11 protein-coding genes are annotated in these 16,804 nt (G+C 70.3%); 5 read left to right on the top strand and 6 right to left on the bottom strand.

Features of this window, described 5'->3' with window-relative positions; all coding sequences use genetic code 11:
• Nucleotides 1-14: 14 nt before the first annotated feature.
• A complete protein-coding gene (locus ACZ60X_RS18940) occupies nt 15-1,547 on the bottom strand; it encodes a YibE/F family protein (RefSeq protein WP_469600054.1) in 1,533 nt (510 codons plus the stop codon).
• Nucleotides 1,548-1,797: 250 nt separating this feature from the next.
• Here ACZ60X_RS18940 and thiC point away from each other — a divergent pair, with 250 nt between their 5' ends.
• Nucleotides 1,798-3,600, top strand: coding sequence for a phosphomethylpyrimidine synthase ThiC (gene thiC, locus ACZ60X_RS18935; protein ID WP_469599628.1), 1,803 nt, complete (start codon nt 1,798-1,800; stop codon nt 3,598-3,600).
• Nucleotides 3,601-3,874: 274 nt separating this feature from the next.
• Here the strand turns inward: thiC and ACZ60X_RS18930 are convergent, their stop codons facing one another.
• The 3 genes from ACZ60X_RS18930 to ACZ60X_RS18920 all read right to left on the bottom strand — a co-directional run bounded on the left by ACZ60X_RS18930 (nt 3,875) and on the right by ACZ60X_RS18920 (nt 7,469).
• On the bottom strand, nt 3,875-4,738 hold the full coding sequence (locus tag ACZ60X_RS18930) for a hypothetical protein (RefSeq protein WP_469599626.1): 864 nt from the start codon (nt 4,736-4,738) through the stop codon (nt 3,875-3,877).
• 180 nt (nt 4,739-4,918) lie between these two features.
• Nucleotides 4,919-6,073, bottom strand: a complete 1,155-nt coding sequence (locus ACZ60X_RS18925; RefSeq protein WP_469599624.1) for a metallophosphoesterase — start codon at nt 6,071-6,073, stop codon at nt 4,919-4,921.
• A 283-nt stretch (nt 6,074-6,356) separates the two neighbouring features.
• Complete coding sequence (locus ACZ60X_RS18920) at nt 6,357-7,469, bottom strand: LacI family DNA-binding transcriptional regulator (protein ID WP_469599622.1); 1,113 nt, start codon at nt 7,467-7,469, stop codon at nt 6,357-6,359.
• A 509-nt stretch (nt 7,470-7,978) separates the two neighbouring features.
• On the opposite strand from ACZ60X_RS18920, the gene hisC reads away from it, so the two are divergent.
• Nucleotides 7,979-9,058, top strand: coding sequence for a histidinol-phosphate transaminase (hisC, locus tag ACZ60X_RS18915; protein ID WP_469599620.1), 1,080 nt, complete (start codon nt 7,979-7,981; stop codon nt 9,056-9,058).
• A 22-nt stretch (nt 9,059-9,080) separates the two neighbouring features.
• Here hisC and ACZ60X_RS18910 read toward each other — a convergent pair whose 3' ends face one another.
• On the bottom strand, nt 9,081-9,458 hold the full coding sequence (locus ACZ60X_RS18910; RefSeq protein ID WP_469599618.1) for a cyclophilin-like fold protein: 378 nt from the start codon (nt 9,456-9,458) through the stop codon (nt 9,081-9,083).
• 206 nt (nt 9,459-9,664) lie between these two features.
• Between ACZ60X_RS18910 and ACZ60X_RS18905 the strand changes: the two genes are divergently transcribed.
• Genes ACZ60X_RS18905 through cydD form a run of 3 tightly spaced genes read left to right on the top strand, consistent with a single transcriptional unit; the run spans nt 9,665 to nt 15,770 of the window.
• The gene (locus ACZ60X_RS18905) at nt 9,665-11,173 is read left to right on the top strand and encodes a cytochrome ubiquinol oxidase subunit I (RefSeq protein ID WP_469599616.1); all 1,509 of its coding nucleotides are present in this window, start codon (nt 9,665-9,667) and stop codon (nt 11,171-11,173) included.
• Nucleotides 11,174-11,188: 15 nt separating this feature from the next.
• On the top strand, nt 11,189-12,196 hold the full coding sequence (gene cydB, locus ACZ60X_RS18900; protein ID WP_469599614.1) for a cytochrome d ubiquinol oxidase subunit II: 1,008 nt from the start codon (nt 11,189-11,191) through the stop codon (nt 12,194-12,196).
• A gap of 58 nt (nt 12,197-12,254) precedes the next feature.
• A complete protein-coding gene (gene cydD, locus ACZ60X_RS18895; protein ID WP_469599612.1) occupies nt 12,255-15,770 on the top strand; it encodes a thiol reductant ABC exporter subunit CydD in 3,516 nt (1,171 codons plus the stop codon).
• Nucleotides 15,771-15,885: 115 nt separating this feature from the next.
• Here cydD and ACZ60X_RS18890 read toward each other — a convergent pair whose 3' ends face one another.
• Complete coding sequence (locus ACZ60X_RS18890; protein WP_469599609.1) at nt 15,886-16,773, bottom strand: HAD hydrolase family protein; 888 nt, start codon at nt 16,771-16,773, stop codon at nt 15,886-15,888.
• Nucleotides 16,774-16,804: the final 31 nt, after the last annotated feature.

Here is a 16,804-nt window from a genome sequence, read left to right as displayed (position 1 = left end):
CGCCGTCCGGCGGCCTACCGCTTCCGGCGCCGTCCCCGTCCGCCGCGGGCCGGCACCGTCGGGGCGCCGGCCCGGGCCGGGGCGTCCGGTCCGGGCCGGTCGGCCGAGACCACCAGCGCGGCCAGCGCCGTGGTGACGGGCACCGAGGCGACCAGACCGATGGATCCGACCAGCGTGCGCACGATCTCCTCGGCCACCAGCTCGCTGTTGGCCACGGTCCCGACGCTGCTCTGCGCGATCGAGAACAGCAACAGCAACGGCAGGGCCGCACCGGCATAGGCGAGGACGAGGGTGTTGACGACGGACGCGATGTGGTCGCGGCCGATGCGGATGCCCGCCCGGTACAGCGCGCGCCAGCCCAGCGAGGGATTGGCATCGTGCAGCTCCCAGACGGCCGAGGTCTGCGTCACGGTGACGTCGTCCAGGACGCCGAGCGAGCCGATGATGACACCGGCGAGCAGCAGGCCGCTCATGTCGAGCTTCGGGTAGAGGCCATGGATCAGACCGGTCTGGTCGTCGGTGTTGCCGGTGAGCGCGGCCCAGCCGATGAACTGCGAGCCGAGGATGCCGATCAGGGCCAGTGAGACCAACGTGCCGAGCACCGCCACCGACGTCCGGGCGGACAGGCCGTGGCACATGTACAGGGCGATGAGCATGATGGCGCTCGACCCGACCACCGCCACCAGCAGCGGATTCGAGCCCTGGAGCACGGCGGGCAGGATGAACAGGGTCAGCACCACGAAACTCACCGCCAGCGCCACGAGCGCCATGACTCCACGCAGCCGGCCCACCACCACGACGGCGAGCGCGAAGATCCCCGCGAGCAGGTACATGGGGAGCTTGCGGTTCACATCGGCCACCGAGTACTGGAGGTCCTTCGGTGCCGAAGGCTCGTAGGCGACCACGACCTTCTCGCCCTGGTGCAGTTGGCGCGGCTGGTCCGGCTGCACGATCTCGGTGAACGTACGGCCCCTGTCCTTGCCGGTGTCGACCCGGACCGTCGCCTTCTTGCAGTCTCCGCTCGACTGCTGCTGTGCCGAGCTGCCCTCGGCGGTGGAGGTGTCACCGGTCGGAACGTCGCCCGAGGAGTTCACCGCCTTGCAGCTCACCTCGACGACCTGGGTGACCGTGGCCTGCTCGGTCTGCCGGTCGAAGCCGACGCCGGTGCGTTTGTGCGGCGGGGCTCCTCCGGGCCAGAGCACCACCAGCCCGACGATGACCGCCGCGGTGAACGGGACAAGGATCGCCGCGATGACCTTGCGCAGATGCCGGGAGACGGGGGCCGCGGGCCCGTGATGGTGGCCGTGGCCATGGCCGTGCGCGTGACCGTGGCCTTGCGGTTGACCCTCGCCCTGTGGCGCCCCGGCTCTGTGCCCATGGCCCTCCCCGTGGCCGCGGCCATGACGGTGGTGGCCGTCGTCGGCGTCGGCTCCACGCCGAGGGGCGGGGCCGGGGCTCGGTACGGCGACCGCGCGGCCGTGTCCGTCACCGGCTGCCGGGCCGCCCCCATGACGCGGCTCGGGTGGCTGGTACGGGTACTGCTCCATCCTGGTCACCGCCAGATCATCGCAAGAACGGTGGGGGCCCACTGTTCATCACGCCACATATGACGCTAGCGTGGAGTCACCTTTGCACACGCGGGAGCTCGGAGCACCGGGCTGAGAGGGCGCTGACCTCCGTATTCGCGATGTTTCACGTGGAACGAAGCCTGTTCCACAGGAAACACCGGCAGACGGAAACCGCTGCGTCGACCGCCGAACCTGTTACCGGGTAATGCCGGCGTAGGGAGTAGGTCTGATGACCAACAAGGACGCACGCACGCCTGTCTCCGCTCAGGACGAGAAGTCTCAGGAGACCGGGAAGTCCATCGGCTGGCACAAGGCGTATGTCGAGGGTTCGCGCCCCGACCTGCGGGTGCCGGTCCGCCAGGTGCACCTCACCAACGGGCAGTCGGTCACGTTGTACGACACGTCGGGCCCGTACACCGATCCACTCGTCGACACCGATGTCCGCCGGGGACTGCCGGCGCTGCGGGAGAACTGGATCATCGCTCGCGGCGACACCGAGGAGTACGCGGGCCGTCCCGTCCGCCCCGAGGACGACGGCGTCAAGCACACCTCTCCGCGCGGCGGGCTGCGCAACCTCGATGCGGTCTTCCCGGGACGACCGCGTCAGCCGCGCCGGGGCCGCGGCGGACAGGCGGTGACGCAGCTCGCGTACGCGCGCCGGGGCGAGATCACGCCGGAGATGGAGTACGTGGCCATCCGGGAGAACGTGGCGCCCGAGGTGGTCCGCGAAGAGATCGCGGCGGGTCGCGCGGTGCTGCCGGCGAACGTCAACCACCCCGAGACCGAGCCGATGATCATCGGCAAGCGGTTCCTGGTGAAGGTCAACGCCAACATCGGCAACTCCGCGGTGACGTCCTCCATCGAGGAGGAGGTGGAGAAGATGACCTGGGCGACCCGCTGGGGCGCCGACACGGTCATGGACCTGTCCACCGGCCGCAACATCCACACGACCCGGGAGTGGGTTCTGCGCAACTCCCCCGTTCCCATCGGCACGGTGCCGCTCTACCAGGCTCTGGAGAAGGTCGACGGCAGGGCCGAGGAACTGACCTGGGAGATCTACAAGGACACGGTCATCGAGCAGGCCGAGCAGGGCGTGGACTACATGACCGTCCATGCCGGCGTCCGGCTGCCGTACGTGCCGCTCACCGCCCACCGCAAGACGGGCATCGTCTCGCGCGGCGGGTCGATCATGGCCGCGTGGTGCCTGGCGCACCACAAGGAGTCGTTCCTGTACGAGAACTTCGAGGAGCTGTGCGAGATCCTCGCCGCCTACGACGTCACGTACTCGCTGGGCGACGGCCTGCGTCCCGGCTCGATCGCGGACGCCAACGACGAGGCCCAGTTCGCGGAGTTGCGCACGCTCGGGGAACTCAACCAGATCGCCAAGCGTTTCCATGTTCAGACCATGATCGAGGGCCCGGGACACGTCCCGATGCACAAGATCAAGGAGAACATCGACCTTCAGCAGGAGATCTGCGATGAGGCTCCGTTCTATACGCTCGGCCCGCTGACCACGGACATCGCTCCGGCGTACGACCACATCACCTCCGGCATCGGCGCCGCGATGATCGCCTGGTGGGGCACGGCGATGCTCTGCTACGTCACGCCCAAGGAGCACCTGGGCCTGCCCAACCGGGACGACGTCAAGACCGGCGTGATCACCTACAAGATCGCGGCACACGCGGCCGACCTCGCCAAGGGGCACCCGGGCGCGCAGGAGTGGGACGACGCGCTGTCCGACGCGCGCTTCGAGTTCCGTTGGGAGGACCAGTTCAACCTCGCGCTGGACCCGGACACGGCACGTGAGTTCCACGACGAGACCCTGCCGGCCGAGCCCGCCAAGACGGCCCACTTCTGCTCCATGTGCGGGCCTAAGTTCTGCTCGATGAAGATCAGCCAGAGCATCACGGAGCGGTTCGGTGGCGCGGCGGCTGAGGGGGCATCGCCCGAGGAGGTCAGTGAGGGGATGCTGCGCAAGTCGAAGGAGTTCGCAGAGTCGGGGCATCGGGTGTATCTGCCGATCGCGGACTGAGATCCGGATGCAAGCGGTCCGCGTTTCCGTGCCGACGTGAGGGCGTCACCGAAGCGCGGACCCCGCTCGGCCACCACCATCGGGGTCGGGGATCACGAGGTGGAGCAGGGCCAGGAGCCGGAATGACGGGAGTCGGTCGGTAACCCCGGCGCGCCGTTGAGCCTCCGGCCCCGGATCGCCGTTGCACGTCGGGCCACGGTCGTGGCTGGGCCCCGCGCCGGGCGCCCGAGGATGCCCGCTGGCCGCCGCGGCCCCGCTCTGGGCTCACCGTGGGTCACTCCGGTTGGTGTTCGGGGCCGCCGAAGTCCGGGCTGGTGTAGTCGGGGCTCGTGAAGCTCGGGCGGCTGGAGTCGGTGCCGTTGTCGGGGCTGCTGAAGCCGGGGCGGCCGTAACCCAGGCGGGGCATCCGCCCGGCCGGGCCGGGCGGGGTCGTACGCAGCCGCGCGGCGGCCGGTCCTGGCTCGGCGAGCGCCTCGCGCAGGAACGGCAGGATGCCGCGCTCCAGCAGGGCGTCGCGCCAGGCCTCCTTGGCCCTGTCCAGCTCGCGGTGCGCCGCGTCCAGCGCCTTGGCCTGTGCCGAGGAACCGTTGCGCAGGGCAGTCAGGAGCAGCCCGACGGCGGCGACGAGGATCGCGGCCGCGGTCACGGCGCCGAACACCCAGCCGGCGGTGAGCATGGTCTGGGCGAAGGCCTGACCGGGATTCAGCGTCTTCAGGATGTAGCCGATGAGCAGGAAGATCGCCGCGGCGGTCCCGGACAGGACGGGAGCGAGCACGGCGACGACCGCGACGGCGCCCGCGCCGCTGTTCTGGGCCGGCTCGCCGAGGGCGCCGGTGAGCCCCGCGCCGGCCGGACCAGGATCCGCGAAACCGGAATCGCCCGGGGCGGCGGAGGCAAGTACGGGATGGCGCAGTTCCTCGCGGACCTCGACGTAGTGCTGGTACTCGGCTGCGGCGGCCTCCGTGATCAGCGCGGTGGCGTTGAGCGCCATGGTGCGCAGTTGTTCGGAATTGAGCCGCTGTCCGACAGCGGCCAGTTCCGGTCGGTGTGGTGCGGAGCGCAGCGCCTCATCGAGGAGCCGCTCGAATTCCTGGCGGTCCTCGTTCAGCAGGTGCTGCGGAACGCTGTTCATGTGCATCCCCCGATGCTCCGTAGGGCTGGTGCTCGCACGCCGGCGAGCCGTCGGGCAGAAACGGAGGGGAGCCTGCTACGGATAAGCCGATGGTAGAGCCGTGACGGCGCGCGGTGACAGGGGGTTGCCGAAATTGCGTTCCGGCCTGCGCGTACTCCGCCGGGCGGACGCCTTCCCGGAGAACGGTCAGTTATCCAGAGGAAGTTGCCGGACCAGCAGCTTTCCGGCCATGGTCACTCCGCCGTCCATCGCGATGGCGAGCCCGTCGGCGTAGACGTGCGGCCCCTCCACGACCGGGCCGCTGCCCTCCTCGTCGTCCTCGGAGCCGACCTCACCGAGGAGGTAGGGAATCGGGCTGTGGCCGTGAACGATCCGGGTGCCGCCGTACGTATCGAGGAGAGAACGGACGGCGTCTGCACCACCCTCGTCACGGAAGGAGAAGCGCTTGGTGAACTTGCGGAACAGATCCCAGCACTCGTCCGCGTCGTTGCGGGTGAGGGTCTCGCGGACGGTGTCGTTGACCGCCTCGATGGAGTCGCCGTAGTCGAGGTAGGCGGTGGTGTCCGAGTGCACGAGCAGATAGCCGTCGACCACTTCGAGGGCGTCGAGGCGAGCCATCCACTGCAGGTGGTGGTCCTGGAGGCGGTCCATGTCGGTCTTCTGGCCGCCGTTGAGCAGCCAGGCCGCCTGGAAGGTGGCCGTGCCGGCGCCGGAGTTGACGGGGGTGTCGCCGAATCGCTTGGCGCCGAGCAGCAGCAGTTCGTGGTTGCCCATGAGAGCCTTGCAGTAGCCGCCCGCCGCGGCGGCCTCGGCGGACAGCCGCATCACCAGGTCGATGACGCCGATGCCGTCGGGCCCGCGGTCGGTGAAGTCGCCCAGGAACCACAGCCGGGCGTTGCCCGCGCACCACTGGCCCGAGGCGTCGATGAGGCCCTGCTCCTGAAGCGCGGTCACCAGTTCGTCGAGGTACCCGTGGACGTCTCCGACGACGAACAGCGGGCCGGGGCCGGTGGCGGGTTGCGGAGCCGGGACCGCGGCCACGGTCGGTTCCACGCGGACCTGGACGGTGTCGGTGCGGCTGATGACCGGCAGGTCGCGCTGGGTGGGCGTGTAGCCGTCGGGGTACGCCTCCTCGGCGGGCGGCACGACGTCCCCCGGATGCGGTGCCCTGGCCTCCGCCGGGTGCGGCGGAACGGCCTCCCCCGGGTGCGGCGGCACGGCGTCGCCCGGATGGGCGGTGCGGACGTACGGACCGGTCTCATGGACGTATGCCGGCACCCGGAAGTCGCGCAGCGTCGCCGTCCGCTCCACCTCGGGTCCCTGACCGGCCCCCTGAGTCATCAGACCCCTCCACCATCGCGCCGCAGCTGCACCGCTCGTGACTGCCTGGTCGCAGCGGTCCGCGGTGTCGTGGGCCCATCATAGGAATGCGCGTCGCGCCGTGTGATGACCCAGGGGTGGTGAATCGGAACAGGACTCCAGTTCACCGCCGCTTTCGCCCCGTTTGGGCAGGTGTTCGGCCCGGTTCGCGGCCGGCCGGACTCCCGGCCGGCCGGTCGCCGGCCTGCCGGGTCCCCTCCACCGGCCGCCGAGAGTACGGGGCGCGCGCCCCGGTCTTGCGGCCTTATGTCCCGTCCGGTGACCGCGGAGGGCTCACCGTCGTGCGCGGGGGACGTCGCTGGGAGGAGGTGCGCACGATCAGCTCGGTCGGTATCACCTGCTCGACCGGACGGTCCGAATCGACGCCCTCGATGGCGTCGATCAGCAGCTGGACCACCGCGGTGCCGATGCGGCGGGGCTTCAGGGAGAGCGTGGTGATGGGCGGCTCGGTGCTGGCGTACACGGTGGACTCGCTGCAGCACACCAGCAGCAGGTCCTCCGGGACGCGCAGCCCGTAGCGGCGGGCGGCGGCGAGCAGGTCGGTGCCGTTGGGGTCGAACAGTCCGTAGACCGCGTCGGGCCGGTCGGGGCGGGCGAGCAGCCGGTCGGCGGCGACGGCGCCCGCGCACGGGTCGTGCGCCGGGTAGGCCTCGTAGACCGGGTCCTGGCCGACGCGCTCGCACCAGCGCAGATAGGCCGTGGTCGACAGATGCGTGTACGTGTCCGTCGTGGTGCCCGTGAGCAGGCCGATGCGGCGGGCGCCGGCGGCGGCGAGATGGTCGAGGATGTCGAGGACGGCGGCCTCGTGGTCGTTGTCGACCCAGGCGGTCACCGGCAGCGCGCCGGCCGGGCGCCCGTCGGAGACGACCGGCAGTCCCTGCCGGACCAGCTCGCTGACCACCGGGTCCTGGTCGGACGGGTCGATGACGACGGTGCCGTCCAGGGCGACGTTGGACCACACGTCGTGGCGGGAGGTCGCGGGCAGGATGACGAGGGCGTAGCCGCGGGCGAGCGCGGCCGAGGTCGCGGCCCGGGCCATCTCCGCGAAGTAGGCGAACTCCGTGAAGGTGAAAGGTTCATCCCCGTACGTCGTCACGGTCAGGCCGATCAGGCCCGACTTGCCGGTACGGAGAGTGCGGGCGGCGGCCGAGGGGCGGTATCCCAGCCGGTCGGCGACCTCGCGGACGTGGCGCCGGGTGGCATCCGGGAGCCGGCCCTTGCCGTTGAGGGCGTCGGAGACGGTCGTGATGGAGACTCCGGCGGCGGCGGCCACGTCTCTGATGCCCGCCCGGCCCGGCCGACTGCCTCGACGTGAGGTTTCCGCGCGGCTCACCTGGTGCTTCCCTGCTGCTGTCATGGCGAGCCGATAGTAGGGCTCATGTGGTGGGGTAGTGCGGACGCATATGCACGCGTTGACAGGCACGTTTCTGCATGGTCATGTGCCACCAACTACCTCGGAAACAATGGTAGTTGAGCGCTCCAGTGGTAGGACGTGACGTGGCGACGCGCATGGGCCTGCCAAGTGTCCGATGTTTCGAAGAGGTCTCAACTCACCTGCACGGGGGACGCGCGCCAGGGCGCGAGCCACCGGCGCGTAGATATATGTACGGCGCGCCCCTGAAACGTACGCCTTCGTACAAGGATGCCCCTGATGCCCACGGGGCGGCCTGGCCGGCCACCTCGGCCCGGACTGGGAACGCCCTCGCGCCGATGGGCGAAGCCGTTCTCGATGCCGCTGATGGGAGGCGAGGTTCTTCTCATTGCCGTCCCCGCACCTGTACGCACCGGGGCCGAATCCTCATAAGGTGTGGAGTATTGGAAGCCGGCGGTGTCGACGGTCCGCCGGTGGTCGCGAGGAGGACTGCGGTGAGCGAGACGAGCCCGAAGCTGCGCGCCGAGCTGGAGGGTATCCCTACCTACAAGCCGGGCAAGCCTGCCGCGGCCGATGGGCCGGTCGCCTACAAGCTGTCCTCGAACGAGAACCCGTACCCGCCGCTGCCCGGTGTGATGGAGAGCGTGACGGCGGCCGCCGCCGACTTCAACCGCTACCCGGACATGGCCTGCACCGCGCTGATGAACGAGCTGTCGGAGCGCTTCGGCGTCCCGCTCTCCCACCTGGCCACCGGCACCGGCTCGGTGGGCGTCGCCCAGCAGCTCGTGCAGGCCACCAGCGGTCCCGGGGACGAGGTGATCTACGCCTGGCGCTCCTTCGAGGCGTACCCGATCATCACGCGGATCAGCGGTGCCCGGCCGGTAGAGGTGCCGCTCACGCCGGGTGACGTGCACGATCTCGACGCGATGGCGGACGCGATCACCGACCGGACCCGGCTGATCTTCGTCTGCAACCCCAACAACCCGACCGGCACGGTGGTGCGGCGGGCCGAGCTGGAGAGGTTCCTCGACCGGGTGCCCGGCGATGTACTGGTGGTGCTGGACGAGGCTTACCGGGAATTCATCCGCGACCCCGAGGTGCCCGACGGGGTCGAGCTGTACCGGAACCGGCCCAACGTCTGTGTACTGCGCACGTTCTCGAAGGCCTACGGTCTCGCGGGCCTGCGTGTCGGTTTCGCGATCGCCCATGAGCCGGTCGCGGCGGCGCTGCGCAAGACGGCGGTGCCCTTCGGGGTCAGCCAGCTCGCACAGGTGGCGGCGATCGCCTCGCTGCAGGCCGAGGACGAGCTGCTCGGCCGCGTCGGCTCGCTGGTGTGCGAGCGCATGCGCGTGGTCGACGCGCTGCGCGGCCAGGGCTGGACGGTGCCGGAGACGCAGGCGAACTTCGTCTGGCTGCGGCTGGGGGAGCGTACGGTGGCGTTCGCACAGGCCTGTGAGCAGCACGGAGTGGTGATCCGACCGTTCCCCGGCGAGGGTGTGCGGGTGACGGTCGGCGAGACCGAGGCGAACGACATCTTCCTGAAGGTGGCGGAGGCGTTCCGCAAGGAGCTGTAGCGAGCCGGAGTTCGGCTCGCCCTTACTCGTCGATCAGTTCCGCGCGGACGGGGGCACCGTCCCGGACGGTCGCGAGGATCCGGGGGTCTGCGTCCAGACTCCCCAGGATGTTGCACGGACTCGCGAGGCGGCACTCGTCGCCCCGCGAGATCGGTGTGGGGCCGTAGGGGAGGGCGAGCGCGTCGCCTTCCGTCCAGAAGGCCACGGTGCCCGGCTCCACGACCTGCCGGGCGTCCGTTTCACGTGAAACAGAGACACCTGTGTCGAAATAGACCTCCTCGCCCCAGGTGTGGGCGCTGGAGGTGAGCGGCAGGGCCTTGGCGAGGGCCTGCACGGTCGGCGTGTCTGCGTCGAGGGTCGCGGTGATGTGTCCCGCGGGCCAGGAGATCCGTATCTGCATGGCGCAATTCAACAAAATGTTGAAGTCGCTGCCAAGGTCTTGACTTCATGGCGCTAGGGCCACCCCGCCTCGGCGGGCTGAAAATCGGTGCGTCATAATGGCTTGTGAATGTGAACGCGTTCACAAGCGTGTCCCGGTTGCTCCCATGATGCGTGCGACAAAAGGGGCAATCTGTCGCTACCACGGCGAAGTAAGGAGCTGACGACGTGGAATTGGCTTTGGCGCCGGAGACACTGGCGCGCTGGCAGTTCGGCATCACCACCGTCTACCACTTCCTGTTCGTCCCCCTGACCATCTCCCTGGCCGCCCTCACGGCCGGGCTCCAGACGGCATGGGTGCGCACGGAGAAGGAGAAGTACCTCCGGGCGACCAAGTTCTGGGGCAAGCTCTTCCTGATCAACATCGCCATGGGCGTGGTCACCGGCATCGTGCAGGAGTTCCAGTTCGGCATGAACTGGTCCGACTACTCGCGCTTCGTCGGTGACATCTTCGGCGCGCCGCTCGCCTTCGAGGCGCTGATCGCGTTCTTCTTCGAGTCCACCTTCATCGGTCTGTGGATCTTCGGCTGGGACAAGCTCCCCAAGAGGATCCACCTGGCCTGCATCTGGATGGTCTCGATCGGCACGCTCCTGTCGGCGTACTTCATCCTCGCCGCCAACTCCTGGATGCAGCACCCGGTCGGCTACAAGATGGACAAGGCCAAGGGGCGCGCCGAGCTGACCGACTTCTGGGCCGTGCTGACCCAGAACACCGCGCTCAGCCAGGCGTTCCACACCCTGTCGGCGTCCTTCCTGACCGGTGGCGCCTTCATGGTCGGCATCGCCGCCTTCCACCTGGCCCGCAAGAAGCACATCCCTGTGATGAAGAGCTCCCTGCGGCTGGGCCTGATCACCGTGGTCATCGCCGGTCTGCTCACCGCGATCAGCGGCGACACCCTGGGCAAGATCATGTACAAGCAGCAGCCGATGAAGATGGCCTCCGCCGAGGCTCTGTGGGACGGCCAGAAGCCGGCACCCTTCTCGATCTTCGCCTACGGCGACGTGGAGAAGGGCCACAACACCGTGGCGATAGAGATCCCCGGCCTGCTGTCCTTCCTGGCCGACGACAACTTCACCTCGTACGTCCCCGGCATCAACGACGTCAACAAGGCCGAGCAGCAGAAGTTCGGACCGGGCGACTACCGGCCCAACATCCCGGTCGCCTTCTGGGGCTTCCGTTGGATGATCGGCTTCGGTATGAGCTCCTTCGCCATCGGTCTGGCCGGGCTGTGGCTGACCCGCAAGAAGTTCCTGCTGCCACAGCATCTGCGGGTCGGCGAGGACGAGGTGCCGCACCTGGTGCTGTTCAAGAACAAGGCGCTCAGCCCGAAGCTCACCCCCTGGTACTGGCGGATCGCGACCTGGACCCTGGCCTTCCCGCTGATCGCCAACTCCTGGGGCTGGATCTTCACCGAGATGGGCCGCCAGCCGTGGGTCGTCTACGGCGTCCTGCAGACCCGCGACGCGGTCTCGCCCGGGGTCTCCCAGGGCGAGGTCATCACCTCGATGGCCGTCTTCACCACGCTGTACGCGATCCTCGCCGTGGTCGAGGTCAAGCTGCTCGCGAAATACGTCAAGGCCGGCCCGCCCGAGCTGACCGAGGCGGACCTCAACCCGCCCACCAAGATCGGCGGCGACACCCGTGACGCCGACAAACCGATGGCCTTCTCTTACTAGGCCGGGGGAACAGTCATGCATCTTCACGACGTCTGGTTCGTCCTGATCGCGGTCCTGTGGACCGGCTACTTCTTCCTGGAGGGGTTCGACTTCGGGGTCGGCATCCTCACCAAGCTGCTGGCCCGCAACCGGCCGGAGCGGCGGGTACTGATCAACACCATCGGGCCCGTCTGGGACGGCAACGAGGTGTGGCTGCTCTCGGCCGGCGGTGCGACCTTCGCCGCCTTCCCGGAGTGGTACGCCACCCTCTTCTCCGGCTTCTATCTGCCGCTGCTGGTCATCCTCGTCTGCCTGATCGTCCGAGGCGTCGCCTTCGAGTACCGGGTGAAGCGGCCCGAAGAGAACTGGCAGCGCAACTGGGAGCACGCGATCTTCTGGACCTCGCTGATCCCGGCGTTCCTGTGGGGCGTGGCCTTCGGGAACATCGTGCATGGTGTGAAGATCGACCAGCACTTCGAGTACGTCGGCACCGTCTGGGACCTGCTCAACCCCTACGCCCTGCTCGGCGGTCTGGTGACGCTCACGCTCTTCACCTTCCACGGGGCGGTGTTCACCGCACTCAAGACCGTGGGCGACATCCGGCTGCGCGCGCGGAAGCTGGCCCTGTGGGTCGGTCTCGTCACGGCCGTCGTGGCGCTCGCCTTCCTGCTGTGGACGCAGGCCCACACGGGTAACGACAGGAGCCTGGTCGCCCTGGTCGTGGCGGTCGCCGCGCTGGTGGCCGCGCTCGTGGCCAACCAGGCCGGGCGTGAGGGCTGGGCGTTCGCGCTCTCGGGCGTCACCATCGTGGCCGCTGTGGCGATGCTCTTCCTGTCACTCTTCCCGAACGTCATGCCGTCCACCCTCAACGGGGACTGGAGCCTGACGGTCACCAACGCCTCGTCGAGCCCGTACACCCTGAAGATCATGACCTGGTGTGCGGCGATCGCCACCCCGCTCGTCATGCTCTACCAGGGCTGGACCTACTGGGTGTTCCGCAAGCGGATCGGCACGCAGCACATCGCCGCCGATACCGCGCACTGAGTCCTCCAGGGTGTGTTTCACGTGAAACACACCTCTTGGACCGAAGGGCACGTTTCACGTGAAACCAATCGATCCACGTCTGCTGCGCTATGCCCGCGCCACCCGGCTCTTCCTCGTAGCGGTCGTCGGCCTGGGTGCCGTCGGTGCGGGACTGGTCATCGCCCAGGCGATGCTCATCGCGGAGGTCGTCGTCGGTGCCTTCCAGCACCGGCAGTCCGTCGCTGAACTGCGCACTCCCCTGCTGCTGTTGCTGGCTGTCGCCGGGGGACGGGCGCTGGTCTCGTGGCTCACGGAACTGGCCGCCCACCGGGCCGGCGCGGCGGTGAAGTCCGAGCTGCGCCGACGGCTCCTGGCACGGGCGGCGGCGCTCGGCCCGGGGTGGCTGAGCGATCAGCGGACCGGATCGCTGGTCACTCTCGCCACGCGTGGCGTGGACGCGTTGGACGACTATTTCTCGCGCTATCTACCGCAGTTGGGGCTCGCGGTCGTCGTGCCGGTGGCGGTCCTGGCGCGGATCGTCACCGAGGACTGGGTCTCGGCGGCGATCATCGTCGGCACCCTGCCGCTCATCCCGCTCTTCATGGTGCTGATCGGCTGGGCCACGCAGTCCCGGACGGACCGTCAGTGGCGGTTGCTGTCACGGCTGTCCGGGCACTTCCTCGACGTGGTGGCCGGCCTGCCCACACTGAAGGTGTTCGGGCGGGCCAAGGCGCAGGCCGAGTCCATCCGCCGGATCACCGGTGAGTACCGGCAGGCGACCATGCGGACGCTGCGGATCGCCTTCCTCTCCTCCTTCGCGCTGGAACTGCTCGCCACGCTGTCGGTGGCCCTGGTCGCGGTGACGATCGGCATGCGGCTCGTCCACGGGGACATGGATCTGTACATCGGCCTGGTCATCCTGGTGCTGGCGCCCGAGGCCTACCTTCCGCTGCGCCAGGTCGGCGCGCAGTACCACGCGGCGGCCGAGGGGCTCGCCGCGGCGGAGGAGATCTTCACGGTGCTGCAGACACCGGTGCCGGCGTCCGGTACCGGTGCCGTACCCGAGGGTGCGATCGCCTTCGACGGGGTCACCGTCCGCTACCCGGGACGTTCGGCGGATGCGGTGACCGATGTGTCGTTCACCGTCGAACCCGGAGAGACCGTGGCGCTGGTCGGGCCGAGCGGTGTAGGCAAGACGACGCTGCTGAACGTACTGCTGGGGTTCGTGGAACCCGCCACGGGCCACGTGCGGATCGGCGGCGCCGACCTGGCCGGCCTGGATCTGGAGGAGTGGCGGTCGCGGATCGCCTGGGTGCCGCAGCGGCCGCACCTGTACGCCGGGACCATCGCGGAGAACGTACGGCTGGCCCGGCCCGACGCGGACGACAGTGCCGTACAGCGGGCGCTGCGGGACGCGGGGGCGCGGGAGTTCGTGGAGGCGCTGCCCGAGGGTGTGCGGACGGTGCTCGGCGAGGACGGGGCCGGGCTGTCCGCCGGGCAGCGGCAGCGGCTGGCGCTGGCGCGGGCGTTCCTCGCCGACCGGCCCGTGCTGCTGCTCGATGAGCCGACGGCCGCGCTGGACGGGGCGACCGAGGCGCAGGTCGTGGCGGCGGTGCGGAGGCTGGCGGTCGGCCGTACGGTGCTGCTCGTCGTGCATCGGCCGGCTCTGCTGGACGTGGCCGACCGGGTGGTGCGGCTGACTGACGAGGGTCGTGCCGGGCGGCTGAGCCGCCTGGAACCCCGTCCTCACGCGCAAAGTGACCCGGGGGCGCCGGCGCCCGGCGAGTGGGAAGGCGGCCCGGCGGAGTCTGCGGAGGAGCCTGGCAGGCGGGATTCCGCGCGGTCTCGGCGGCTGCTCGGCCGGGTCCGGGGGCTTGCCGGGGCCTGGCGGGGTCGGCTGGTGCTTGCCTTGGTGCTCGGCGCGCTGGCACTCGGCAGCGCGGTCGGGCTGATGGCGACGTCCGGGTGGCTCATCTCGCGGGCCTCGCAGCACCCGCCCGTGCTGTATCTGATGGTGGCCGTGACCGCGACGCGGACCTTCGGTATCGGTCGGGCCGTCTTCCGGTACGCCGAGCGGCTGGTGTCCCATGACGCCGTGCTGCGCATGCTGGCCGACACCCGGGTCGCGGTCTACCGGCGGCTGGAGCGACTCGCACCGGCGGGGCTGCGGACCGCCCGGCGCGGCGATCTGCTCACCCGGCTGGTCGCGGACGTGGACGCGTTCCAGGACTATTGGCTGCGTTGGCTGCTGCCCGCGTCGGTCGCCGTCGCCGTCTCCGCCGGGTCCGTCGGCTTCACGGCCTGGCTGCTGCCCGAGGCCGGCGCCGCCCTCGCGGTGGGCCTCGCCGCGGCCGGGGCCGGTGTCCCGATCGTCACCGCGGCCGTGGCCCGGCGCGCCGAGCGGCGGCTGGCGCCGGCCCGGGGTGTGCTCGCCACCCGCGTCACCGATCTGCTGACGGGGACCGCGGAGCTGGCCGTCGCCGGCGCGCTGCCCGCCCGCGAGGACGCGGCCCGGCGCGCCGACGCCACCCTCACCGGGATCGCCTCGCGCGCCGCCGTGGCCACCGCGCTCGGCGACGGGCTCACCGCGCTGATCTGCGGCCTGACCGTCGCGGCTACCGCGCTGTTCGGCGCCCAGGCGGTGGCGGCCGGCCGGCTCACCGGTGTGGCGATGGCCGTGGTCGTCCTCACTCCGCTGGCCGCCTTCGAAGCCGTGCTCGGGATGCCGCTCGCCGTGCGGCACCGGCAGCGGGTGCGGCGGAGCGCGGAGCGGGTGTACGAGGTGCTCGACGCGCCGGAGCCCGTGCACGAGCCCGAGCAGCCCCGGCAGGCGCCCGCCTCGCCGTTCCCCCTCGTGGTCAAGGGACTCGCCGCGCGGTACGAGGGACAGCGGCGCGAGGCGCTGGCCGGGTTCGATCTCACGCTGGAAGAGGGCCGGCGGATCGCCGTGGTCGGCGCGTCCGGCTCCGGCAAGACGACCCTCGCCCAGGTGCTGCTGCGCTTCCTCGACCCGGAGGGGGGCGCGTACACGCTCGCCGGTGTGGACGCGTACGCGCTGGCCGGCGACGACGTACGGCAGCTCGTCGGACTGTGTGCGCAGGACGCGCATCTCTTCGACAGCTCGGTGCGCGAGAACCTGCTGCTGGCCAGGAAGGACGCCACCGAGGACGATCTGCGCCGGGCCCTGGGCCGGGCCCGGCTGCTGGACTGGGTCGACTCGCTGCCCGACGGCCTGGACACGCTCGTGGGTGAACACGGCGCGCGGCTGTCCGGCGGGCAGCGGCAGCGGCTCGCGCTGGCCCGCGCCCTGCTGGCCGACTTCCCCGTCCTGGTGCTCGACGAGCCCGCCGAGCACCTGGATCTCCCGACGGCCGACGCGCTCACCGGCGATCTGCTGGCCGCCACCGAGGGCCGTACGACGCTGCTGATCACTCATCGGCTGGCCGGGCTGGCGGCGGTGGACGAGGTGATCGTGCTGGACGCGGGCCGCGTGGTGCAGCGGGGCGGCTACGCGGACCTCGTCGCGGTGGACGGGCCGCTGCGGGCCATGGCGCGGCGCGAGGAGGCGGCGGAGGCGCCGGCCGGGGCGCGCTGACCCCCCGGTCGCGCTGACCGCCCCTCCCGGCCGCTCGGGTCCTGGCCGAGTCCTTCGGCGGGACGACGGTGGTGTGGGAGGCGCCGTGCTTCAGGCGCCGTGACACGGCCGGGCGTCAGAGACGGTCGGCGAGCAGCTGCTCGATCACGACCGCCACGCCGTCCTCGTTGTTGGCGACGGTGCGGCCCGAGGCGGCGGCGAGGACGTCCGGGTGGGCGTTGCCCATCGCGTACGACCGGCCGGCCCAGGTCAGCATCTCCAGGTCGTTGGGCATGTCGCCGAAGGCCACGACTTCCTCGTGCGAGATGCCGCGCTCGGCACAGCACAGGGCGAGCGTGCTGGCCTTGGAGACGTCGGGGCCGCTCAGTTCCAGCAGCGCGCTGGGGCTGGAACGGGTGACGTTGGCGCGGTCTCCGATCGCGACGCGGGCGAGAGTGAGGAAGGCGTCGGGGTCGAGGTCGGGGTGGTAGGCCAGGATCTTGAGCACGGGCTGGTCGGCGACCGGTCCGTCGTGGGCGAGGAGCCGCTCGGCGGGCAGGAGGTTGTCCGGTATCTCCATGTGGAGCTTGGGATAGTCGGGCTCCTGGTGGAAGCCGTAGGTCTGCTCGACCGCGAACACCGTGCCCGGTGCCGCGTCACGCAGCAGTCGTACGGCGTCGAGGGCGTTGGACCGGGCCAGTTCGCGCACCTTCACGAACCGGTGGGCGCCGGGGCCGCCGTGCAGGTCGACCACCGCGGCGCCGTTTCCGCAGATCGCCAGCCCGTGGCCGTGAACGTGGTCGCTGACGACGTTCATCCAGCGGGCCGGGCGGCCGGTGACGAAGAAGACCTCGACGCCCGCTTCCTCGGCGGCGGCCAGCGCCGCGACCGTCCGTGGCGACACCGACTTGTCGTCGCGCAGCAGCGTGCCGTCGAGGTCGGTGGCGATCAGCCGCGGCCGTACGGCGGCGGACGGGGTCCCGGGCTGTCTGGTCGCTGAGGTCACCCGGTCATTCTCGCGCATATGCCCGCACGGCCGTGCATGACTCCGCACA

The organism is Streptomyces sp. NPDC104106 (genome assembly GCF_055584345.1).
The sequence above is the reverse complement of the archived record's forward strand: the minus strand, read 5'-3'. Positions and strand labels throughout refer to the sequence as shown.